The organism is Streptomyces sp. NPDC051738 (genome assembly GCF_044453205.1).
GTDB lineage: Bacteria > Actinomycetota > Actinomycetes > Streptomycetales > Streptomycetaceae > Streptomyces.
The window spans coordinates 325,763-347,079 of the sequence record NZ_JBITCM010000005.1 but is presented as its reverse complement, the minus strand read 5'-3'; the positions used below and the strand labels follow the sequence as shown (position 1 = coordinate 347,079).

Here is a 21,317-nt window from a genome sequence, read left to right as displayed (position 1 = left end):
CACTCCGATCACCCCCAACTGGAAGAAGGCATACGGGACATGACTTCACCAGCAAAGCCGCGCCCCCGCCGGCGCGCACTGACGGGCGGTCTGACCGCACTCGGACTCTCGTCTGTCATGATCACGACAGTCGGAGCGCCGCCGGCAAGCGCCGCCACCTGGCCGACGCCCAGCAGCAGCCAGCCGGTGAGCTCCACGATCTCCGTGTCCGGTGTCCGGGACGGCGGCATGGTCCGCTACTACGGCAGCGGCGACCTGGCCGGTGACGGCCAGGAGGAGGGCCAGGACCCGATCTTCAAGCTCGCGGCCGGCGCGACGCTGAAGAACGTCATCATCGGCGCGCCCGGCGCCGACGGCATCCACTGCGAGGGCAACTGCACCCTGCAGAACGTCTGGTGGGAGGACGTCGGCGAGGACGCCGCCACCTTCCGCGGCGGCTCCACCTACACGGTGACCGGCGGCGGCGCCAAGAAGGCCGCCGACAAGGTCTTCCAGCACAACGGGCCGGGCACGCTGAACATCTCCAACTTCGCGGTCAGCGAGTTCAAGACGCTGTACCGCTCGTGCGGCGACTGCTCCACGCAGTACACGCGCAAGGTCAACCTCAGCAACATCGAGGTGACCGGCACGGGCTCCACGGCGCGCCTCGTCGGCATCAACGTCAACCGGGGCGACGTGGCGACACTGCGCGGCATCACGATCCTCAACGACGCCTCCCGCAAGGTCGTTCCGTGCCAGAAGTACAACAACAACACGGCCGTGGGTACGGGGCCGGACAGCACCAACTGCCTGTACTCCAGCTCGGACATCACCTACAGGTAGGCCCCGGCAGCAGGTAGTCCCCCCACGGTGAAGGCGGTCGTACGAAGCGTCCCCGCACGGCGCTTCGTACGGCCGCCGTGGCGTTCTCGGGCGGTTTTCCTTAAGGGCGGTTTCTGCAGGCCGGTGGCTGTGCCGACGATGACGGCTTCTGAGCCAGGACTCCGGGGCCCCTACGGTCGGCTAGCGGCCGCCACGCGTGCGTGCGTCCTCGGTCACCTCACCGGCGCCCCGCACCCGCACCGCCTCGGCCACCTCCACCCGGTAGTCCGCGTAGGCGGCGCGCAGCGGTTCGCCCGGCCAGTCGGGCAGCAGGAGTTCGGGCGGCAGCACCGGATCGGCGAGCAGATGCCGTACGACGGCCGCGAACGCGGTGAAGCGGTCGGAGGGGCGTCGCGCGCGGGCGACCTGGGCGAGCAGGGCGTGGCCCGTCCGGCTCCACGCGTCCAACGGCCACAGGCTCGCGGCCAGCTCGCGCGCGGGGCGGTCGGGGCGAGCCGTGCAGCGCTCGGCGACCTGGCCGAGGGCGTCGGGCAGGGGGCGGAGCAGGTTGGCAGGCCGGAGCCAGACACCCTCGCGCAGCTCCGCGAGCCGGAGCCGGATCAACTCGGTGCGCAGTTCCGCCCGTTCGGCCGGGCCCCGGCCCGTGGCCGTGACCACGAGCATCTCCCAGTCGTCGGTCCAGGGCAGGGTCTCGGGGTGGACCGCCTCGTCCTGGCGGCGCTGGCGGTCCAGCAGCCGGTCGCTGAGCCCGTAGACCGTGTCGGCACGCCGTAGGTCTCCGGCCGCCACCATCCGGCTGAGCGCGGCACGGAGGGTGGATCCCGCGATCCCGAACGGCTCCACGCCGCGCACCAGATCCTTCACCGGCAGCTCGGGCGGATGCAGCCCCAGCAGCAGGCTCAGCACGACCGAGCGGGCGGACAGCGGGCGCAGGTCCACCTCGCCGGCCTGCGGTGACGCGTTGTTCGGCATGGCCACGACTGTACGTGACAGGGCGACGTATTACAGGATTGCTGCAATCACAGAGATGGTGCAACACTGGCGGCATGGTCTCGATACTCGCCCAGGAGCCGTCCGGAGCCGCTCACGAGCAGTCGTCCGGGCAGTACGCCACCCATGACGTCACCAACCAGCCCCCTCCCTCGACTCCGTACGACGCGTCCGAGGACACGGCCCTGCTCGAAGGGCTGCGCCGGGAGGGCGCCGGGTGGGCCGAGGAGGACATCCGGCGGCTCGGTCGGCGGGCCGGGAGCGTGGAGGCGCAGGAGTGGGGTGAGCAGGCCAACCGGCACGAGCCCGAGCTGCGTACGCACAACCGGTACGGCCATCGTGTCGACGAGGTCGAGTTCCATCCGAGCTGGCACCACCTGATGCGGGTCGCGGTCGCGGAGGGGCTGGCTGCGGCGCCCTGGGCGGACGACCGGCCCGGAGCGCACGTCGCGCGGACCGCGGGCGGGCTGGTGTGGGGGCACACCGAGGCGGGGCACGGCTGTCCGACGTCGATGACGTACGCCGCCGTCCCCGCGCTGCGCAAGCAGCCCGAACTCGCGAAGGTCTACGAACCCCTGCTGACCAGCCGGGAGTACGACCCGGGGCTGCGCGTGCCGACGGCGAAGCGGGGTCTGCTCGCGGGCATGGGGATGACCGAGAAGCAGGGCGGCTCCGATGTCCGTACGAACACGACCACGGCCTGGCCGTCCGCCGAGCCCGGCGTGTACACGCTGCGGGGGCACAAGTGGTTCACGTCGGCGCCCATGTGCGACGTCTTCCTGGTACTGGCGCAGGCCCCGGGCGGCCTGTCCTGCTTCCTCGTGCCGCGCGTCCTGCCCGACGGCAGCCGCAACACCTTCCGTATCCAGCGTCTGAAGGACAAGCTCGGCAACCGTTCCAACGCCTCCTCCGAGCCCGAGTTCGACGGGACCGTCGCCTGGCTGGTCGGGGCCGAGGGGCGGGGCGTCAAGACGATCATCGAGATGGTCAACTGCACGCGTCTGGACTGCGTGATGTCGTCGGCGACGCTGATGCGCAAGACGCTCGTCGAGGCGGGGCACCATGTGCGGTACCGCAGCGCGTTCGGGGCTCGGCTCATCGACCAGCCGCTGATGCGCAACGTCCTGGCCGACCTGGCGCTGGAGTCCGAGGCCGCGACGACGCTCACGCTACGGCTGGCCGGTGCGGCGGACCGGACGGTGCGCGGGGAGGGCGCGGAGGGTGCGGACGGGGGTGAGGCGGCCTTCCGCCGGATCGCCACCGCCGTCGGCAAGTACTGGGTCACCAAGCGGGGTCCGGCCTTCACCGCGGAGGCGTTGGAGTGTCTGGGCGGCAACGGCTACGTCGAGGACTCGGGCATGCCCCGCCACTACCGCGAGGCTCCCCTCCTGTCGATCTGGGAGGGCTCGGGGAACGTCAACGCCCTCGATGTGCTGCGGGCGTTGGTCAGGGAGCCGGACACCGCCGAGGCCCTCTTCGCCGAACTCGCCCTGGCCCAGGGAGCGGACCCTCGACTCGACGCGTCCGTCACCCGCCTGAAGGCCCTACTGACCACCACCTCCGAGCCCGGCGCCCGCCGCCTGGTCGAACTGATGGCCCTGACCCTCCAGGCCTCCCTCCTGGTCCGCCACGCCCCCGCGGCGGTAGCCGACGCCTTCTGCGCGACCCGACTGGGCGGCGACTGGGGGCATGCGTTCGGAACGCTGCCGGATGCGGCGGACGTGGACGCGATTCTGGGGCGGGCGCTGCCGGGTGGGGAGTGAGGTTGGCGGGGGTGGCCGAGCGGGGAGAGCGACGACTCCGTTCGCCGGGCGGGTGCCGACGGGCGCGGCGGGCGGGAAGCGCGGCCAGCTGAGCGGGGGCCGCGCCGGGCCGGCCGCCATCGCGCGCCGTGCTGACCGTGGATCTGGTCAGCCATGGGAGGCGCGGACCTGACCGTCCGACGGTCAGCGCGGCCATCGAAGGCGCAGACCCGACCGTCCGACGAGTCACCCATCGAAGCCGCAGCACCGACCGCCGAGCCAAACACCCATGGCAGTCGCCGCAGTGACCGCCGCAACTACGGTCCGGGGCCGACGGCCGCCCCCGGTTCATCGGTCGCGGCACCGGACCCGCAGCGCCTGGCCCCCTGCCCGGCTGCACCACGAAACCTTCCGGCGCGGAGTCAGCAAGCCTGGTCGGTACCGACGGCAATGCTGCCCACGAAGGGGTACGGCCGGTGCTGCGAGAGCGTGCCCCGTGCCTCGCGGCCACGACGCGCGCCGCCCGCCCACTCCCCCCGCGCCCGTCACCCCGTCGTCCGCCCACCCCACAACGGCCCGAAGCGCGCCCACTCATAGCCCCACTGGTCGATGCGCCGGCTCTCCAGGCGGGTACGCAGGGCGCGGCCTGCGAGGAAGGGGACGGATGCGGCGCACAGGCCGGCGAGGCCGCCGACCAGGGCTGCGCGTGAGCGGGCCTCGGTCGGGGAGGCGGGCTTCGTGACCAGGCGGCCCTGGGGGTCCGTCCAGACGGTGACCGGTGTGCCGACGCCGCTGCCGGGGCGGACGCGAGCCTGGCCGGTATGCGGGGAACCGTCCTGCGCGCTCCAGCGGACCTTGGCCCAGACGGTCGCGCCGCTCGACGTACCGGTGCGCGAGTCGGTCGGGCCGGGTGCCTGCTCGGTGAGCAGGGCAACGACCGGACGCCACTCGACGCGCTCTCTGGCCATGCCCTGTTCGACCGTGCCGGCCGTCCCCAGGCCGGCCAGCACTCCGGCGAGGACGGTGAGCCCCCAGGCGGCGAGCAGTACCCAGGCCTCCACCACATCGGTCCGGCGCTTGAGCGGATTGCGCCGCCAACGCCACAGCCACACCTTCGGACCACGGAACGCCATCGAAGGCTTCCTCCTCATGAGCACACGAACATGCCGGACCGACCGCTCTTCCATACGGGAGACGGCAGCCGGTTGCTCACGGCACGCACCCTCGGAGTCGAGCGTCACACAGGCCGGGCGGCTGCCGCGGGCGACTTCGCGAAAGTGCCCCGCGGTTCGCGGCCCCGAGCTATCCTCGCCGCGCTGACCTGCGACGTACGCCTTTCCAGAGGTGACTGTCAGTGCCGGGGTGCAGACTGGCCGGTGTTCGGGACAACGACGTCGCGGAGGTGATCGGCATGACCGAGGTACTGCTCGCCGTGGGCACGCGCAAGGGACTGTTCCTGGGGCGGAGGCGAGGTGGCACCTGGGAGTTCGACGAGAGCCCGTACTTCAACGCGCAGGCCGTGTACTCGGTCGCCATCGACACCCGGGGCGAGCGCCCGCGGCTGCTGGCGGGCGGCGACAGCGCGCACTGGGGCCCGTCCGTGTTCCACTCCGACGACCTGGGCCGCACCTGGACCGAACCGGCGCAGCCGGCCGTCAAGTTCCCGAAGGACACGGAGGCCTCCCTGGAGCGGGTCTGGCAGCTGCACCCGGCAGCCGCGGAGCCGGACGTGGTGTACGCGGGTACGGAACCGGCCGCGCTGTACCGCTCGGAGGACCGCGGCGAGACCTTCGAGCTGGTCCGCCCGCTGTGGGAGCACCCGACCCGGTCGAAGTGGGTGCCGGGCGGCGGCGGTGAGGGCCTGCACACCGTGATCACCGACAAGCGCGACCCACAAGCGGTGACGGTCGCCGTCTCGACCGCCGGGGTGTTCAAGACGACCGACGGCGGCGCGAGCTGGGCGCCCTCCAACTCCGGTGTCTCCGCGGTGTTCCTGCCGGATCCCAACCCGGAGTTCGGCCAGTGCGTGCACAAGATCGCGCAGGACGCCACGAGCCCGGACCGTCTCTATCTGCAGAACCACTGGGGCGTGTACCGCAGCGACGACGCGGGCGCGCACTGGACGGACATCGGCGAGGGCCTGCCGTCCACATTCGGCTTCGCTGCCGCCGCCCACCCCCACCGCGGCGAGACGGCGTACGTGTTCCCGATCACCGCCGACTCCGACCGCGTACCGGCCGACCGGCGATGCCGCGTCTTCCGTACGGCGGACGCGGGCAAGACCTGGGAGCCGCTGTCGGCGGGCCTGCCGCAGGAGGACCACTACGGCACGGTGCTGCGCGACGCGATGCGCACGGACGACGCGGACCCGGCGGGCGTGTACTTCGGCAACCGCAACGGCGAGGTGTTCGCGTCGGCCGACGACGGCGACAGCTGGCAGCAGTTGGCGTCGCATCTGCCGGACGTGCTGTGTGTACGGGCCGCGGTGATCGGATGAGCCGTCAGCGCTTACGGGCCGGCCTTGGCCACTGGTTGATCGCCACCGCCGCTACGGCAGTAGGGTGACGCCCGTGGCACCACGACCCTTGCATGAAATCGTCGAACCGGGCTGGGCGAAGGCCCTGGAGCCCGTTGCCGAACGGATCGCCGGAATGGGCGACTTCCTGCGCGCGGAGATCGGCGCGGGACGCACCTATCTGCCGGCCGGGCCGAATGTCCTGCGGGCCTTCCAGCAGCCCTTCGACGACGTCCGGGTCCTGATCGTCGGACAGGACCCGTACCCGACGCCGGGACATGCCGTCGGGCTGTCGTTCTCGGTCGCACCCGACGTACGTCCGCTGCCCGGCAGCCTCATCAACATCTACCGGGAGCTGAACACGGACCTGGGGTTGCCGCAGCCGTCCAACGGCGATCTGACGCCATGGACCCAGCAGGGCGTGCTGCTGCTCAACAGGGCGCTCACCACGGCCCCGCGCAAACCGGCGGCCCACCGCGGCAAGGGCTGGGAGGAGGTCACCGAGCAGGCCATCCGCGCGCTGGCCGGACGCGGCAAGCCGCTGGTGTCCATCCTGTGGGGCCGCGACGCCCGCAACCTCCGCCCTCTGCTCGGCGACCTTCCGTCGGTCGAGTCCGCGCACCCCTCCCCCATGTCCGCCGACCGCGGCTTCTTCGGCTCCCGCCCGTTCAGCCGGGCCAACGACCTGCTGATCCGGCAGGGAGGACAGCCGGTGGACTGGCGTCTGCCGTGACCGACGCCTCCGGGTTCCTCGCCGTCGACTCCGGGGGGTCCGGGATGCGCGTCGTCGTCGGGACCGTCGACCGGGGCGCGATGGCCGGGCGGGAGTCCCGCGAGCCGGTGCGTACCGGTGATCGGGGCATCGACCCCGGGCACCTGATGGAGCAACTGGTCCCCATGGTGCGGGCGTTGGTCGCCGAGACCGGTGTCGACCGGCTGGGGGCGGCCGGGATCGGGGCCGCCGGGCTCGCCTCGCTGGGTGATGCCCTGCGCGCCGACCTGCCGGGCGCGCTGGAGCGGGAGTTCGGCATCGGGCGGGTCGCTCTCGTCGCCGATGCCGTCACCGCCTATGTCGGCGCCCTCGGGCCCCGGCCCGGTGCGGTCGTCGCCGCCGGTACGGGGCTGATCGCGACGGGCATGGATCTGACGCGCTGGCGTCGTGCGGACGGTTGGGGGCATCTGCTCGGCGACTGCGGCGGCGGTGCCTGGATCGGGCGGGCGGGGCTGGAGGCGGCGCTGCGCGCGTACGACGGGCGGACCGGCGGGTCGGCCGGACTGCTGGCCCGCGCCGAGGAGCTGTTCGGCCCGATGCAGGGGCTGCCCGGCAAGCTGTATCCGCGCCCGGACCGGCCCGCCGTCCTCGCCTCGTTCGCTCCCCACGTGGCCGTCTGCGCCGACGGCGACCCGGTCGCCGCGGACATCCTGCGCGCCGCCGCTCGGCACATCGCCGAGTCCGCTGCAGCCGTGTGCCCCGGCACCGGAGAGCCCCAAGTCGCGCTCACCGGCGGCCTGTTCAAGATGGGCGACCCTCTGGTCGTACCCCTGGAAGAGGAGTTGTCGAAGCGGCTGCCGCACGCACGGCGGGTGCCGGCCGCCGGGGATCCGTTGCTGGGGTCGGTGCGGATCGCCACCGATCTGGCGACGGGCGAACTCACTCTGCCGAGTGACGACAGGCTGCTCCATGTGGCGACCGAGAGAGCGGTGACCGGAAAGGGGGACTGATCCCCCACGCCGTTCGGATCCGCACTACAGGTAACTCAATCAGACAAAAGCGGACGGATACCGCTCACCTGCACCCTCCCCGAACAGGGGAGCCCAAGAAGCCAGTAACATGCGTCGCCATGAGCTCCCCCACTGGGCCCGCGTCCGGCCTGCCAGTACGAATGCCGCGACCTCGTCAGCCCGGGCGGCACCGCCGACCCGAGCCCCTGGCGGCTCCCGAGGGCGCGCCCGCGCTCGTTCTCGCGGTGCCGGGGACGCCGAGCGCCGCCACCCGCGGTCTCGCCGAGGAGGTCGTGAGCATCGCCCGCTCCGAGCTCCCCGGTCTCGACGCCCGGATCGGGTACGTCGACGGTGACGACGCGGAGTTCCCCACGCTCCAGTCCGTGCTGGTGCACGCGGCCGAGGAGCGTGCCGCGCGCTATGAGCAGGCGCTCGCCGCAGGGGTGGAGGCCAAGGAGCCGGACGGCCCCGTCGCCGTCGTCGTGCCGCTGCTGGCCGGCCCGGACAACGCGCTGCTGCGCGTCATCCGCCAGGCCGTGATGGACAGCCGGATCGCGGCCGACCTGACCGATGTGCTGGGCCCGCACCCGCTGCTCGCCGAGGGGCTGCACGTGCGTCTGTCGGAGGCCGGTCTGGCCCGCGCCGACCGCGCCCGTCTGTTCACCGTGGCGACCGCCGCGGACGGCATCATCCTGGCCTCCGTCGGCGGCGACGAGGCCGTGCAGGCGGCCGGGATCACCGGCATGCTGCTCGCCGCGCGTCTGGCCGTTCCGGTGATGGCGGCGGCTCTGGACCAGGACGGCTCGATCGCGGACGTAGCCGCGCAGCTGCGGTCCTCGGGCTCGCAGCAGCTGGCGCTGGCGCCGTACCTGATAGGGCCGGAGATCGACCCGAGCCTGATCGCGGAGGCCGCGCAGGAGGCCGGCTGCTCCGCCGCCGAGGCGCTCGGCCCGTACCCGGCGATCGGCAAGCTCGCCCTGTCGAAGTACACGACGGCGCTGGGCATCGCCCCGCAGCAGGCGCAGGGCACGCCGGTCCGCTGACGCCCGCGTCGGAGCCACAGTCGTCACGCCGAAGGCCCGCCCCCTGGAATCGCCCAACGGGGAGCGGGCCTTCGGCGTACGGTCACACCCTGGCCGGGTCCGGGCCGATGACCACGCAGGATGCCGCGGGCACCTCGATGGAGCCCGCGTAGCGCGGAAGTCCCCGGTCGGGGTCCAGGGTGAACCAGGACACGTCACCGGAGCGCTCGTTCGCGACGTACAGGAGCCCTCCCGCCTCGGTGATCGCGCGCGGCCAGTGGCCGGCGCAGGTCACCGTCCCGGTCAGCCGCAGCTCGTCGCCCTCGACGGCGAACGTGGACAGCACGTCCTCGCCGCGGGTCGCGGTCCACACGAACCGGCCGTCGGGCGAGGCGACGATGCCCGAGGGGTAGGCGTCGCCGGCCGGGGCGCCCGGCAGGACCGGTGTCTCCGTCAGGGGCTTCAGCGTGCCGTCGTCGGCGTCCCAGTGGCAGACGGTGACGGTGGGGGTGAGTTCGTTGAGGACGTAGGCGTAGCTGCCGTGCGGGTGGAAGGCCAGGTGGCGGGGCCCGGAGCCCGGCCGCAGGGCGATCTCCCGGTACAGGTCGAGCGGGCCGTCGGCCAGGGTGCACACCCGCACGGAGTCGGTGCCGAGGTCGACGCTGACGGCCCAGCGGCCGCTCGGGTCGGGTTGGACCTGGTGGGCGTGCGGGCCCTGCTGGCGGGGCGTGTGCGGGCCGGAGCCGGTGTGGCGCAGGACGGCGGAGGGGCCGTCCGCGAGGGTGCCGTCGGCGCGGACGGGGACGGCGGTGACGCTGCCGGAGCCGTAGTTGGCGGTCAGGACGTGACCGGCGAACAGGCTGAGGTGCACGGGCCCGCTGCCGTCCACCGGTACCGGCGGTCCGAGCGGCTGTGGGGTGTCTCCTGTCACGCGGTAGGCGGCCACCGCGCCGTCGGCCGTCTCACTTACGGCGTAGAGCGTGTCGCCGCCGGGCGACAGGGCCAGATAGGCGGGGTCGGGCAGGTCGTCCACGCCGCTCAGGACGGTCAGCGCGCCGCTGTCCCTGTCCACGGTGGCCATGGTGATGCCCTGGCCACCGGCCGCCGTGAACGATCCGATGTAGGCCCGTCCTCCCCGCCTGCCGATGTCTGCCACCGCTGTCCCCTTCCGGTCGGGTGCCGTCGGGGGCGACGCTAGCAGTGGATCAGTATCGGTCTAGACCAAGAATTCGGGTCGGCGGGGGAAGTTCCACAGGGCACACCCCGCCGGGCTCACCCGCGGGCCGCTCCCGCACGGCTCGCGGGTTCCGTGACGTCCGATGGCCCGGAGTTACCCGGCGGGGCGGCTGATCCACCCTCTGGGTGGCCGATGAAGCGACTTCACCGTGCGAACGGGTCAGGCGAGCCAGTCGCTGTAGCGGGTGGCGGCGAGGTGGGCGTTCTTGTCGGTGAGGACGTCACCCTTGACGGCGGCGAACATGCCCGCCGTGGGGTCGGTGACGACCGTACGCTTGTCGCCCTTGTGGGACAGGGTGATCCGGCCCAGCTCGTCCAGGGTGAAGATCTCGGGGCCGCCGACGTCGCGGATGCCGTTCAGCGGGGAGCCCATGGCCACGTCCGCCACCGCCTGGGCCACGTCCTTGGCGGCGATCGGCTGGATCGGCGTGGCGGGCAGCCGGACGGTGTCGGCGTCGGCGGTCCAGGTCAGCACGGCGTCGATGAACTCCATGAACTGCGTAGCCCGGACGATCGAGTAGGGGACCGGCCCGGCCACGAGGAGGGCCTCCTGGAGCGTCTTGGCCTGGTAGTAGTCCAGCTCCGGCACCTGGTCCACGCCGACGATCGAGAGGATGACGAAGTGGCCTGTGCCGCCCTTGTGGGCCGCGGCCAGGAGGTTGTCCATCGAGGTCCGGAAGAAGGCCGGGGACGCTTCGTCGAAGGTCGGGGAGTTCGTCAGGTTGACGACGACGTCGGCTCCCGCCACCGCCTCGTCCACTCCCTGGCCAGTGATGACGTCGACCCCGGTGGATTTCGAGTGCGGCACCGCCTCGTGCCCGGCGGCGTTCAGGATGCTGACGACCTGCGAGCCGATCAGCCCGGTGCCGCCGATGACTGCGAATTTCATGACATGCCTTTCGTGGGGGTCTGAGGGCGCGCGGTCCTCTCAACCATCGACGAACGTGAGCGTCTCGTCGAGCGGAGCCCGGCCCGTGCGGACGTGGTCGACGGAGACGTCCTCGAACCCGATCGACATCCCGCAGAAGAGGATGAGCTCGTCCGGGGGCACCAGGACCTCGCCGACGGTCCGGTGGAACTTCGCCCAGGCCATCTGTGTGCAACTGTGCAGCCCTTCGGCGCGCAGCAGCACCATGACGGTCTGCAGATACATGCCGACGTCGGACCACTGGGCCGGGCCCAGATCACGGTCGATGTAGCAGAACAGCGCGGCGGGCGCGCCGAAGCAGTCCCAGTTCGCGGAAGAGGCCCGCTGGCGCGCCTCGACGTCCTCACGCGGGATGCCGAGTGCGCCGTAGCGCTGCTCACCGAAGGCGGATCGGCGCTCGCGGTACGGGGACTTCAGCTCGGGCGGGTACTGCTCGTACTCCGGCTCGTCCCAGGGGTCGCCGCCGGCCAGGCGCTCACCGGCCCGCTTCTTGAGTTCGGCCAGTGGCGCGCCGGTCACCACGTAGGCGTGCCAGGGCTGAAGGTTCGATGCGGACGGCGTCCAGGCCGCCGCGGAGAGCACGCGCTCCAGTGCCTCGTGCGGGACCTCCCGGTCGGTGAATCCGCGTACCGCCCGCCGGCTGGTGACCGCCTCATAGACGTCCAAGATCGTCTACCTCCCGTTTGCTGAACTTGTCCATCTGCGTTGCAATCGCGATTGTATCAGTCGATACTTTCTCGTGCTTAACTATGGATGAGAACAAGACATCGGTTCCGGGACCCCACTCGGACCACACCCTTGGGAGAAAGCCATGGCCACGCTGCTGCACATCGACTCCTCCGTACTGCCCGGCGAGGCGTCCTCGTCCCGTTCGGTCGCGGCCGCCTTCCGCACGGCCTGGGAGGAGCAGCACCCGGAGGGCACGGTGATCTACCGCGACCTCGCCACCGACCCCGTCCCGCACATCACGGCCGTCGCCTGGTCCGCCGGTTATGCCGCCCCGGCCGAGCGCACGCCGGAGCAGTCCGCCGCGTTCGCCGCGCGCGAGATGCTCATGGAGGAACTGGAGCAGGCGGACGCCATCCTGATCGGCGCCCCGATGCACAACTTCTCGATCCCGTCGACCCTGAAGGCATGGCTGGACAACGTGCTCCTGCTCGGCCGCACCGCCGGCGAGAACCCCTCCGCCCAGGGCACACCGGTCGTCGTCGTCGCCAGCCGCGGCGGCTCCTACGCGCCGGGCACCCCGCGCGAGGGCTTCGAGTTCGTCCAGAACTACCTGGAGGCCGTCCTTGAGCGCACCCTCGGTCTGGACCTCGACTTCATCGTCCCGGAACTCACCCTGGCCCCCCGCAACCCGGCCATGTCACAGCTGATCCCGCTCTACGAGGCCTCCCGCAAGCGTGCCTTCGAGGACGCGGCCACCAAGGCCAAGGAACTGGCGGAGCGCCTGGCCGCGTAACCCTCAGGGCCTCGCAACCCTCGGGCCGTAGACCCGCAAAGCGCCCGCGCGACAGGCAACCGTCGCGCGGGCGCGCTCATGCCTCGCTGTCTGCCTAGCTGTCTGCGGGATGGGCGAATCGGGTCAGGAGATCCATCAGCTGCTCGGTCTCGCCGGGCGCCAGTCCGGCGACCAGCCCGTCGGCCAGCGGTTGCGCCGACGCGTGAGCCGCGTCGAAGAGTTCGAGCCCCTTGGGTGTGATCTCCACCGACCGAGCCCGCCGGTCCCCCGGGACGGCCTTGCGGACGGCCAGCCCCTTGCGCTCCAGGTCGTCCACGACCCGCATGATTCCGGCCTTGTCCGAGCCGGTCGCCGCCGCCAGATCCCGCTGCACCGTGGGTCCTGAGTTGACCAGCACGATGAGCACGGCGAAATGCCGCAACTCGACGCCGAGCGGCCGGAGCGCCTCGGTCATCACCGCGGCCGCGCGCCAGTGCGCCCGGCGCAGCAGCAGACCGAGTGCGAACGGCGAGCCGTCGCCGGGGCGGTCGGTGGCACGCGGGGTGGGAGTGGAGGTAGGAGTGGGGACGTCGGCGGTCATGAGGTCACCGTACCGTCGGCCACACATTCGATACGGTATCGGCTGAAACCAAGTGTTGAAGCCACATGGTGCCGCCCCATGCCGAAGCCGAATCTCTACGACTGCTGCGTCGCGAGCCGCGATCCGGACGGCGTGCGCAGCGGCTGGGCCAGCTCGGCCAGCGCCCGCTCCAGGCCGTGCAGGTGAGCCAGTGCCGGGTTTGACGCGGCCGACTGCACGGTGGGGGCGCTGACGTCCGTGCCGCCGGTGAGCGCCTCGACCGCGGCCTCGACCCGCCAGCACGCGGCGGCCAGGCGGGCGTCGTGCGAGGCCTCCGGGTCGGCGGCGACGGCGGCCAGGCCGCGGATCTCGCGGGCGCAGTCGTCGAGCAGCGCCAGGACGCGGCGGGCGCGCCGCTTGCGGGCCGGCATCGGGTTGAGCGGGTGCACCAGCGGGGCGACCGAGAGCCGTACCCGAGCCAGCAGTTGCTCCAGCTCGGCCACCCGGGAGGCCGGGTCGGCGCTCTCGTCCCCGGCGAGGCGTGCGGCGGCCTCGGCGGTGGCCGCGTGGACACAGCGCAGGGCCCGCTGGATCCAGGCGTCGGTGATGGTGTGGGTGGTGACGGGCAGGACGAACAGCACCGCCAGCACGGCGCCGACCGCCCCGACGCCGGTCTCGGCGAGCCGCAGCGCCAGCAGGGCGGGATCGAGGACGCCCAGGAGGCCGTAGAGAAGCTCGGCGAGCACCGTGACGCAGAGCATCATCCAGGTGTAGGAGACGGCTGCGGTGTAGAAGATGCCGAAGACGCAGACGGTGAGGAGCACGGCCGTCGGGATCCCCGCGCCGTTCAGCGGGACGGCGACGAGCAGGCCGAGGCCGATGCCGATCACCGTGCCGAGGACCCGGCGGAAGCCGCGGACCAGGGTCTCGCCGCGCGAGGCGGTGTTGACGAAGATCCACCAGGTGGCGCCGACGGCCCAGTACCAGCGCTGTCCGGACACCAGCTGTCCCACGACGAGGGCGAAGCCCGCGCCGGCGGTGGCCTGGACGGCCTGGCGGGTGGTCACACGGGCCAGGCCGCTCCCGCCGGGCGGTGCGGGTACGGGCGCCGGGGGCAACCGGCGCTCGTAGCACCACAGCCCGAAGCGCACCGCGGACGCGGTGAACAGGGAGAGCAGGACGGCGGCGTAGAGCTCGGGCAGCTGCCGCGGGGTCGCCTGGAGGAACTGCGCCACGAAGAAGGTCATGAACGCGAACACGCCGAGGCTGTGCCCGCGCGGCCCCCAGCGGCGGGCGTAGACACCGGCGCCGACGACGGCGAGGAAGGTGAGGTCGCGGGCGACCGGGTGGTCGTGCAGCTCGGCCGCAGCCGCGAGGACGGGGAGACCGACGAGCGGCAGCAGCGCGGTGGTGACCGCCTGTCCGCGGACCGTGGCGTCGGTGACGGTGAACAGAGCGAGCAGGGCGGCGAGCCCGCCGGTGACGGCGCCGACGAGGGAATGTCCGGCCAGGGCGCAGACGACGACCGCGAGCCCGATGCCGAGGACGGCCCGCACGGCGAAACGCAGCCGCGCCCGCCCCGGGTCCGACGCCACGAACACCCTCTTCAGCACTGCTTCCCCGCCCCTTCGCACCGGCATGAAAAAGGCGCCGCGGGGTCCGCAGCGCCATCGACCGGTCCATTGCAGCATCATCGAGGAGACTGGCTCAAGTGCCGCCTAATATGCTGGGCCATTGGCACAGGAATATCGGTCCTGGTACGTCCATCAGCGGGCCAACGGACCACATAGGCGGAAAGGCCGGATACATCGCCGTCGACGAGCTCGACACCCGAATCCTGCGGCTGCTCCTGGAGCAGCCCCGCACGAGCGTGCGCGAGTACGCCCGCATCCTGGGCGTCGCACGCGGCACGCTGCAGGCCCGGCTCGACCGGCTGGAGCGGGACGGCGTGGTCACCGGCACGGGGCCGACCCTCTCCCCCGCCGCCCTCGGCCATCCGGTGCTGGCGTTCGTGCACATCGAGGTCACCCAGGGCCACCTCGACGACGTGGGCGACGCACTGGCCGCCCTACCGGAGATCGTCGAGGCCTTCTCGATCACGGGCGGCGGGGATCTGCTGACCCGGGTGGTGGCCCGCGACAACGCCCACTTGGAGGATGTGATCCAGAAGCTGATCAGCCTGCCCGGCGTGGTCCGCACCCGCAGCGAGGTGGCCCTGCGCGAGCGCGTCCCGCACCGGCTGCTGCCGCTGGTGGAGTCGATCGGGCGGGCGGCGGCCCGGAAATGACCTTTGACATGCTGGGGCCATGAGCGGTCTCAGCGGCACTTCGGTCATCTTCGATCTCGACGGAACACTCGTGGACAGCGAGCCCAACTACTTCGAGGCGGGCCGCCAGGTCCTGGCCGAGCACGGGATGCCCGGTTTCACCTGGGCGGATCACGAGCGGTACGTCGGCATCAGCACCCTTGAGACGGTCACGCTCTGGAAGCGGGAGTACGGCCTGGAGGCCACCGTCGAGGAGCTACTCGCCGCCAAGAACCGCCGCTACTTGGAACTCTCCCGCACCGCCACGCGCGCGTACCCCGAGATGCGCAAGTTCGTGGAGCTGCTGGCGACCGAGGGCGTCCCGATGGCCGTCGCGTCGGGCTCGTCGCTGGAAGCCATCACGGCGATCCTGGCCGGCACGGGCCTGGACGCCCATCTGCGCACCGTCGTCTCGGCCGACGAGGTCGACCGTGGCAAGCCCGCCCCCGACGTCTTCCTGGAGGCGGCCCGCCGACTGGGCGTCGCCCCGGGCGACTGCGTGGTCCTGGAGGACGCGGCCCCCGGCGCCGCCGCGGCGCACGCGGCCGGGATGCGGTGCATCGCGATCCCGTACGTGGCCGCCCAGGCCGACGCCCCGGAGTTCGCGACCGCCGGTCTCCTACTGCGGGGCGGGCAGGGAGAGTTCACTGCGCGTGCGGCGTACGACTGGCTCCGCAGCTGACCGGAATTAAAACGCTCCAGACCCATTGACCCCCACTCGTCCCATCCCTATCGTCTGGTCGACCATCCGCACGCCGTTCGTCATACCGAACGAGCATCCCCCCGCGTGGAGGAGCACCCATGGCACCGCCCCTCTCCAGACGATCCCTTCTCCAGGCCGCCGCACTGGCGGCGGCAACCCCCGCGGTCTCGCTCGCCGCAACGGGCCGGGCCTCGGCCGCCGTTGAGGCCCGGCAGGCCGCGACCGCGACCGCCGCCGCTGCCGCCGCCGCTCCGGCCGCCTGGACCGTCCGCCCGTTCGCCCTCGACGAGGTGGCTCTCCGCCCCGGCATCTTCGCCACCAAGCGTCAGCTGATGCTCGACCACGGCCGCGGCTACGACGTGAACCGGCTGCTCCAGGTCTTCCGCGCCAACGCCGGGCTCTCCACCGGCGGCGCGGTCGCCCCGGGCGGCTGGGAAGGGCTGGACGGCGAGGCCAACGGCAACCTCCGCGGCCACTACACCGGGCACTTCCTCAGCATGCTGGCGCAGGCGTACGCGAGCACCGGGGACCAGGTGTACGCCGACAGGATCGGGACCATGGTGGGGGCGCTGAACGACGTGCGCGAGGCGCTGCGCCGCGATCCGCGCATGCTCAGCGTCACCGGGAAGTTCGGCACCGCCCAGGAGAACGTGCGCGGCTCGTACCAGTACGTCGACCTGCCGTCCGCCGTGCTCGGCGGTGCCTCCGCGATCACCCTGTCGGCCTGGGTGAAGCCCACCCACAACGCCAACTGGGCCCGCGTCTTCGACTTCGGCAACAACAACACCCGGTACATGTACCTGGTCGGGCGCAACGCGGGCGGCGTCCCGCGGTTCGCCCTCACCACCAGCGGCCCCGGCGGCGAGCAGGGCCTCGACGGCACCGCCGCGCTGCCGCTGAACCAGTGGAGCCACCTGGCGGTGACGATCGGCGGCAGCACCGGCACGCTCTACGTCAACGGCACGGCCGTCGCCACGAACACGTCGATGACCCTCAACCCGGCGGCGCTGGGCACCCTGGCGAACAACTGGCTCGGCCGCTCCAACTTCTCCGGCGACCCCGTGTTCGCGGGCGCCTTCGACGAGTTCAACGTCTGGTCGCGGGCCCTGACCGCCGCCGAGATCACGGCGTTGCAGAGCAACCGGGCCTCCGCGACGTCGGCCGGTCGGGGCAACCTGGCGTCGTACGACTTCTTCGAGACCGCCGGCGGCACCTTCGCGGACGCCTCCGGCCGCGGCCTGACCGCCGCCCTGCGCCGCACCTGGGGCGGGCCGAGCCACCCCGGGTTCCTGGCCGCGTACCCGGAGACCCAGTTCATCGAGCTGGAGTCGATGACCAGCGGCGACTACACCAAGGTGTGGGCGCCGTACTACACCGCGCACAAGATCCTCAAGGGCCTGCTGGACGCCCACCTCGCCACCGACGACGCCCGCGCCCTCGACCTCGCGTCCGGGATGTGCGACTGGATGTACTCCCGGCTGTCCAAGCTGCCCGACGCCACCCTCCAGCGGATGTGGGGCATCTTCTCCAGCGGTGAGTTCGGCGGCATCGTCGAGACGATCGTCGATCTGCACTCGATCACCGGCAAGGCCGAACACCTCGCCCTGGCCAAGCTGTTCGACCTCGACCGGATCATCGACGCCTGCGCAGCGAACACCGACATCCTGGACGGTCTGCACGCCAACCAGCACATCCCGATCTTCACCGGCTACGTCCGGCTGCACGACGCGACGGGCGAGGCCCGCTACCTCACCGCCGCCAAGAACTTCTGGGGCATGGTCATCCCGCCCCGCCTGTACGGCATAGGCGGGACGAGCACGGCCGAGTTCTGGAAGGCGCGCGGGGTCATCGCCGGGACGATCAGCGACACCAACGCCGAGACGTGCTGCGCCCACAACCTGCTCAAGCTGAGCCGGATGCTGTTCTTCCACGACCAGGATCCGAAGTACATGGACTACTACGAGCGGGCCCTCTACAACCAGGTGCTCGGCTCCAAGCAGGACAAGGCCGACGCGGAGAAGCCGCTGGTCACCTACTTCATCGGCCTGAAGCCCGGGCATGTGCGCGACTACACCCCCAAGCAGGGCACGACCTGCTGCGAGGGCACCGGCATGGAGAGCGCCACCAAGTACCAGGACTCGGTGTACTTCAAGAAGGCCGACAACTCCGCCCTGTACGTGAACCTCTACAGCCCCTCGACCCTCACCTGGTCCGAGAAGGGCGTCACGGTCACGCAGACGACGGACTACCCGAGGGAGCAGGGCTCCACCCTCACCATCGGCGGGGGCAGCGCGGCGTTCGAGCTGAAGCTGCGCGTGCCGTCCTGGGCGGCCGGCGGCTTCAAGGTGACCGTCAACGGCAGTGCGGTCAGCGGCACTCCGGCCGCGGGCAGCTACTTCACCGTGTCCCGGACCTGGCGCAGCGGCGACACGGTGCGCGTCACCCTGCCGTTCCGGCTCCGCGTCGAGAAGGCCCTGGACGACCCGTCCCTGCAGACCCTCTTCTACGGCCCGATCAACCTGGTCGGCCGCAACTCCTCGACGGACTACCTCCAGTTGGGCCTGTACCGCAACGCCGGCCTCTCCGGTGACCTGCTCCCCTCGCTCACCCCCGTGTCCGGCAAGCCGCTCCACTACACCCTGAACGGCACCGAGTTCGCCCCCTTCTCCGAGGGCACCGAGGACCCGACCCACGCCTACTTCCGGCGCTCCGAGCCCCGGGCGGTCTTCGGCACCACCGACTCCGGCGTCGCCAACCCCGCGAAGTCCGACGGCACGACGCTGCTGGACGAGATCTGGGCCGGGGCTCCGTTCGCCAACAAGGGCGCGCTGGTCACGCGGGTGCGGTCCACCGTGAACACGTGGGTGAGCGCGGGTCTGCTGAGCCAGACCGACGGGGCGACGGTCGTGCGTACGGCGGAGCAGGCGACGTACGCCCCCTGAGCCGTCGGCCGTCCAAGGGCCCCGGGAGCGGATCCGGGGCCCTGTGCCAGGCTCAGCGGTTGCGGGGCTTGCCCCGGCGGGTGCCCTTGGCGCCGCCCTTCGTGCCCTTGGCACCGCCCGAGCCGCCGCGCCCGCCGCGTCCACCGGCTCCGGGCTGCCGCCGTGCGCTGCCGCCGCCCTCGGGGCGGCCCCGCTTCGGCTGGTCCTTGGTGGCCGATGCCTCGGAGGTCGTACGACCCCGGGTGCTGTTGACCGTGCGGCCGCGGACGACGCCGATGAAGTCCTCGACCTGGTCGGTGGTGGCGTCCTCGGGCCAGGACAGGGCGATGCCCGACTGGGGGGCGTCCACGAGGGTGCGGTAGGTGAGGTCCTTGCGGTGGTGGAGGCGGGCCAGCGACTGGGGCACCACGAGCAGGCCGACGTTCGCCGCGACGAGCTCGACGGCGTCCGCGGTGGTCGCGGGGCGCTCGAAGGCGGGCTGCCCCGGGGGCCGCTCCCAGTCGAGGACGTCGTCGAGGGGGTGGAAGACGACCTCGTCGGCCAGGTCCTCGGCGGTGACCTCGTCCACGGCCGAGATGACGTGGTCCTTCGGGACGACGACGACCGTGGTCTCGGTGTAGAGGGGGATCGCGCTGAAGACCGTACGGTCGACCGGGAGCCGTACGAAACCGGCGTCGGCGTCGCCCGCGCGCAGCACGTCGGGCGCCTCTGCGGCGGTCACCGAGTGCAGGGTGAGGGGGATCTCTGGGAAGCGCTCCTCCCAGATCCGCACCCACTTCGCGGGGGTCACGCCCGGGACGTACGCGAGCCGAAACGAAGAGGGGATTTCCGAGCCTGTCACCTGGCCAGGTTACCGGCCGTGGTCGGCGACCGTTCACCCAGTCGATACCCTGGGGACCATGACGTCGCACCAAAGCACCCAGACCATGAAGCCCGCGACCGCGGCGAAGAAGCTGGGTGTGTACCTCGAAGCCACCCCCGCCGACTTCCGGGAGGGTGTCGTCACGCGCGCGGAGCTGAACACTCTCCAGGCGGACCCGCCCCAGTGGCTGCAGGACCTGCGGCGCAACGGCCCGCACCCCCGCCCGGTCGTCGCGCAGAAGCTGGGCGTCTCCATCGCCGGGCTCGCCCGCGGTGGTGTCACCGAGGCGCTCACCACCGAGCAGATCGAGTCGCTGAAGCAGGACCAGCCCGAGTGGCTGCAGAAGGAGCGCGCCACTCAGGCCGAGGTCCGCAAGGAGGAGGCCCGCCTGAAGGCGCGGGACGCCGAGCGCTCCTGACCTCCGCGTCGCCGGTGGGGCGAGCCGCCCGTGCGACCCGCCTCACCGCCAGAGGGGTCAGTCCGTCACCGAGCGTTCCGGAATGGCCTCCAGGAAGGTGACCGAGGGGATGAAGAACAGGCTTCCGGTGACGGCCTGGGAGTAGTCCAGGATCGGGTCGGGGCCGGATTCCGGGCCGCCCAGGAACATCTTCCTCAGCATGGCCTCCGGGATCTCGGGCGTACGGGCGTAGGCGATGAAGTACGTGCCGAACTCGCCGTGCCCCGGCCGGCCGAACGGCATGGCGCCGCGCAGTATCTCCAGCTCCTCACCGTCCGGGCCGGTGACCGTGTTCACGTCGATGTGGGAGCCGGGCACGTCGAGTTCGATGTTGGTCAGCTTGGAGCGGCCGATCACCTTCTCCTGGGCCTCGACCGCCAGGGCCTCCCAGGCGTCCACGTCGTGCAGGTACTTCTGGACGATCGCGTAGCTTCCGCCGGTGAACGCGGGGTCCTCGTCACCGACGATCGCCGCCTCGGCCGCCGACTGGCCCACCGGGTTCTCGGTGCCGTCGACGAAGCCGAGGACATTGCGCGAGTCGAAGTAGGCGAAGGCCTGGACCTCGTCCTGGACGGTGACCGCGTCGCGCAGCCGCTTCATGATCTCGGCGACGAGGGCGAAGCACAGGTCCGTGCGGGCGGCACGGATGTGGAAGAGCAGGTCGCCCGGGGTCGCCACGGCGCGGTGCCGGGACCCCTCCAGTTCCGTGAAGGGGCGCAGTTCCTCGGGGCGGGGGCCGCCGAACAGCCGGTCCCACGCGGACGACCCGACCCCCGCGACACAGCACAGGCCGCCGTCGGGGCTCGGGAACCCGACGGCCCGGACGAGTCCCGCGAGCCCGGCGAGCAGATCGCGCACCTCGGGTTCACGGCCGGGCCTGATCGTGACCACCAGGAAGACGGCAACGGGCGCCGGTGGACTGAGCACCGGCTGTGGCTGTGCTCCGGCCCACCGTATCGACGACGGCATGGTTCCCCTCTCACCCTCAAACCCCGCCAACTAACGATGCCCGGCCGAACGGCGAGCGATACCCGCCAAATTCCGCACATC

Annotated in this window: 20 protein-coding genes; 11 read left to right on the top strand and 9 right to left on the bottom strand. The window is 71.8% G+C overall.

The genetic code is table 11. From position 1 onward, the window contains the following. Nucleotides 1–39: 39 nt before the first annotated feature. Nucleotides 40–822, top strand: a complete 783-nt coding sequence (locus ACIA8X_RS14750) for a pectate lyase (RefSeq protein WP_399458394.1) — start codon at nt 40–42, stop codon at nt 820–822. A gap of 180 nt (nt 823–1,002) precedes the next feature. Here the strand turns inward: ACIA8X_RS14750 and ACIA8X_RS14745 are convergent, their stop codons facing one another. Continuing rightward, complete coding sequence (locus tag ACIA8X_RS14745; RefSeq protein WP_399458393.1) at nt 1,003–1,794, bottom strand: PaaX family transcriptional regulator C-terminal domain-containing protein; 792 nt, start codon at nt 1,792–1,794, stop codon at nt 1,003–1,005. Nucleotides 1,795–1,868: 74 nt separating this feature from the next. Between ACIA8X_RS14745 and ACIA8X_RS14740 the strand changes: the two genes are divergently transcribed. Then, nucleotides 1,869–3,575 carry an acyl-CoA dehydrogenase family protein gene (locus ACIA8X_RS14740; RefSeq protein WP_399458392.1) on the top strand — a complete coding sequence of 569 codons (1,707 nt, stop codon included), beginning with the start codon at nt 1,869–1,871 and terminating at the stop codon, nt 3,573–3,575. 524 nt (nt 3,576–4,099) lie between these two features. Here ACIA8X_RS14740 and ACIA8X_RS14735 read toward each other — a convergent pair. Beyond that, complete coding sequence (locus ACIA8X_RS14735; RefSeq protein ID WP_399458391.1) at nt 4,100–4,687, bottom strand: hypothetical protein; 588 nt, start codon at nt 4,685–4,687, stop codon at nt 4,100–4,102. Between the two features lie 278 nt (nt 4,688–4,965). Between ACIA8X_RS14735 and ACIA8X_RS14730 the strand changes: the two genes are divergently transcribed. From ACIA8X_RS14730 to ACIA8X_RS14715, 4 genes are all read left to right on the top strand, one after another. Further along, a complete protein-coding gene (locus ACIA8X_RS14730; RefSeq protein ID WP_393445852.1) occupies nt 4,966–6,051 on the top strand; it encodes a WD40/YVTN/BNR-like repeat-containing protein in 1,086 nt (361 codons plus the stop codon). A 73-nt stretch (nt 6,052–6,124) separates the two neighbouring features. After that, nucleotides 6,125–6,802: a uracil-DNA glycosylase gene (locus tag ACIA8X_RS14725; RefSeq protein ID WP_393445854.1), complete on the top strand. Its 678-nt coding sequence runs from the start codon at nt 6,125–6,127 to the stop codon at nt 6,800–6,802. After that, nucleotides 6,799–7,791, top strand: a complete 993-nt coding sequence (locus ACIA8X_RS14720) for an N-acetylglucosamine kinase (RefSeq protein WP_393445856.1) — start codon at nt 6,799–6,801, stop codon at nt 7,789–7,791. The genes ACIA8X_RS14725 and ACIA8X_RS14720 overlap by 4 nt, the downstream gene beginning before the upstream one ends. Nucleotides 7,792–7,910: 119 nt before the next feature. Beyond that, the gene (locus ACIA8X_RS14715; protein ID WP_393445858.1) at nt 7,911–8,834 is read left to right on the top strand and encodes a sirohydrochlorin chelatase; all 924 of its coding nucleotides are present in this window, start codon (nt 7,911–7,913) and stop codon (nt 8,832–8,834) included. 82 nt (nt 8,835–8,916) lie between these two features. On the opposite strand, the gene ACIA8X_RS14710 is transcribed toward ACIA8X_RS14715, so the two are convergent. From ACIA8X_RS14710 to ACIA8X_RS14700, 3 genes are all read right to left on the bottom strand, one after another. Further along, the gene (locus ACIA8X_RS14710) at nt 8,917–9,969 is read right to left on the bottom strand and encodes a lactonase family protein (protein ID WP_393445860.1); all 1,053 of its coding nucleotides are present in this window, start codon (nt 9,967–9,969) and stop codon (nt 8,917–8,919) included. Nucleotides 9,970–10,209: 240 nt separating this feature from the next. Further along, complete coding sequence (locus ACIA8X_RS14705) at nt 10,210–10,938, bottom strand: SDR family oxidoreductase (protein ID WP_399458390.1); 729 nt, start codon at nt 10,936–10,938, stop codon at nt 10,210–10,212. A gap of 39 nt (nt 10,939–10,977) precedes the next feature. Continuing rightward, on the bottom strand, nt 10,978–11,643 hold the full coding sequence (locus ACIA8X_RS14700; protein WP_393445864.1) for a nitroreductase: 666 nt from the start codon (nt 11,641–11,643) through the stop codon (nt 10,978–10,980). Nucleotides 11,644–11,788: 145 nt separating this feature from the next. Here ACIA8X_RS14700 and ACIA8X_RS14695 point away from each other — a divergent pair, with 145 nt between their 5' ends. Beyond that, complete coding sequence (locus tag ACIA8X_RS14695; protein WP_393445866.1) at nt 11,789–12,439, top strand: FMN-dependent NADH-azoreductase; 651 nt, start codon at nt 11,789–11,791, stop codon at nt 12,437–12,439. Between the two features lie 94 nt (nt 12,440–12,533). Here ACIA8X_RS14695 and ACIA8X_RS14690 read toward each other — a convergent pair whose 3' ends face one another. Together ACIA8X_RS14690 and ACIA8X_RS14685 are read right to left on the bottom strand one after the other, a co-directional pair. Further along, nucleotides 12,534–13,019, bottom strand: coding sequence for a MarR family winged helix-turn-helix transcriptional regulator (locus ACIA8X_RS14690; protein WP_393445868.1), 486 nt, complete (start codon nt 13,017–13,019; stop codon nt 12,534–12,536). A gap of 95 nt (nt 13,020–13,114) precedes the next feature. Then, a complete protein-coding gene (locus ACIA8X_RS14685) occupies nt 13,115–14,611 on the bottom strand; it encodes an FUSC family protein (protein WP_399458389.1) in 1,497 nt (498 codons plus the stop codon). 194 nt (nt 14,612–14,805) lie between these two features. On the opposite strand from ACIA8X_RS14685, the gene ACIA8X_RS14680 reads away from it, so the two are divergent. From ACIA8X_RS14680 to ACIA8X_RS14670, 3 genes are all read left to right on the top strand, one after another. Continuing rightward, the gene (locus tag ACIA8X_RS14680) at nt 14,806–15,285 is read left to right on the top strand and encodes an Lrp/AsnC family transcriptional regulator (protein WP_393446413.1); all 480 of its coding nucleotides are present in this window, start codon (nt 14,806–14,808) and stop codon (nt 15,283–15,285) included. Between the two features lie 19 nt (nt 15,286–15,304). Continuing rightward, nucleotides 15,305–15,985: an HAD family hydrolase gene (locus tag ACIA8X_RS14675; protein WP_393445872.1), complete on the top strand. Its 681-nt coding sequence runs from the start codon at nt 15,305–15,307 to the stop codon at nt 15,983–15,985. Between the two features lie 119 nt (nt 15,986–16,104). Then, entirely contained in the window at nt 16,105–18,948 is a 2,844-nt protein-coding gene (locus ACIA8X_RS14670) for a beta-L-arabinofuranosidase domain-containing protein (protein ID WP_399458388.1), read from the top strand. A gap of 52 nt (nt 18,949–19,000) precedes the next feature. On the opposite strand, the gene ACIA8X_RS14665 is transcribed toward ACIA8X_RS14670, so the two are convergent. Next, a complete protein-coding gene (locus ACIA8X_RS14665; protein WP_393445876.1) occupies nt 19,001–19,789 on the bottom strand; it encodes a LysR family substrate-binding domain-containing protein in 789 nt (262 codons plus the stop codon). A gap of 58 nt (nt 19,790–19,847) precedes the next feature. On the opposite strand from ACIA8X_RS14665, the gene ACIA8X_RS14660 reads away from it, so the two are divergent. Then, complete coding sequence (locus tag ACIA8X_RS14660) at nt 19,848–20,228, top strand: DUF5997 family protein (protein ID WP_393445878.1); 381 nt, start codon at nt 19,848–19,850, stop codon at nt 20,226–20,228. Nucleotides 20,229–20,285: 57 nt separating this feature from the next. On the opposite strand, the gene ACIA8X_RS14655 is transcribed toward ACIA8X_RS14660, so the two are convergent. After that, nucleotides 20,286–21,236, bottom strand: coding sequence for a Dyp-type peroxidase (locus ACIA8X_RS14655; protein WP_393445880.1), 951 nt, complete (start codon nt 21,234–21,236; stop codon nt 20,286–20,288). Nucleotides 21,237–21,317: the final 81 nt, after the last annotated feature.

What these genes read in the sequence shown, in the direction of transcription:
- ACIA8X_RS14740 (WP_399458392.1), top strand. Translation starts at nt 1,869, where the DNA reads ATGGTCTCGATACTCGCCCAGGAGCCGTCCGGAGCCGCTCACGAGCAG.
- ACIA8X_RS14750 (WP_399458394.1), top strand. Translation starts at nt 40, where the DNA reads ATGACTTCACCAGCAAAGCCGCGCCCCCGCCGGCGCGCACTGACGGGC.
- ACIA8X_RS14655 (WP_393445880.1), bottom strand. Translation starts at nt 21,236, where the DNA reads ATGCCGTCGTCGATACGGTGGGCCGGAGCACAGCCACAGCCGGTGCTC.
- ACIA8X_RS14660 (WP_393445878.1), top strand. Translation starts at nt 19,848, where the DNA reads ATGACGTCGCACCAAAGCACCCAGACCATGAAGCCCGCGACCGCGGCG.
- ACIA8X_RS14690 (WP_393445868.1), bottom strand. Translation starts at nt 13,019, where the DNA reads ATGACCGCCGACGTCCCCACTCCTACCTCCACTCCCACCCCGCGTGCC.
- ACIA8X_RS14730 (WP_393445852.1), top strand. Translation starts at nt 4,966, where the DNA reads ATGACCGAGGTACTGCTCGCCGTGGGCACGCGCAAGGGACTGTTCCTG.
- ACIA8X_RS14695 (WP_393445866.1), top strand. Translation starts at nt 11,789, where the DNA reads ATGGCCACGCTGCTGCACATCGACTCCTCCGTACTGCCCGGCGAGGCG.
- ACIA8X_RS14715 (WP_393445858.1), top strand. Translation starts at nt 7,911, where the DNA reads ATGAGCTCCCCCACTGGGCCCGCGTCCGGCCTGCCAGTACGAATGCCG.
- ACIA8X_RS14675 (WP_393445872.1), top strand. Translation starts at nt 15,305, where the DNA reads ATGAGCGGTCTCAGCGGCACTTCGGTCATCTTCGATCTCGACGGAACA.
- ACIA8X_RS14745 (WP_399458393.1), bottom strand. Translation starts at nt 1,794, where the DNA reads ATGCCGAACAACGCGTCACCGCAGGCCGGCGAGGTGGACCTGCGCCCG.
- ACIA8X_RS14705 (WP_399458390.1), bottom strand. Translation starts at nt 10,938, where the DNA reads ATGAAATTCGCAGTCATCGGCGGCACCGGGCTGATCGGCTCGCAGGTC.
- ACIA8X_RS14670 (WP_399458388.1), top strand. Translation starts at nt 16,105, where the DNA reads ATGGCACCGCCCCTCTCCAGACGATCCCTTCTCCAGGCCGCCGCACTG.
- ACIA8X_RS14735 (WP_399458391.1), bottom strand. Translation starts at nt 4,687, where the DNA reads ATGGCGTTCCGTGGTCCGAAGGTGTGGCTGTGGCGTTGGCGGCGCAAT.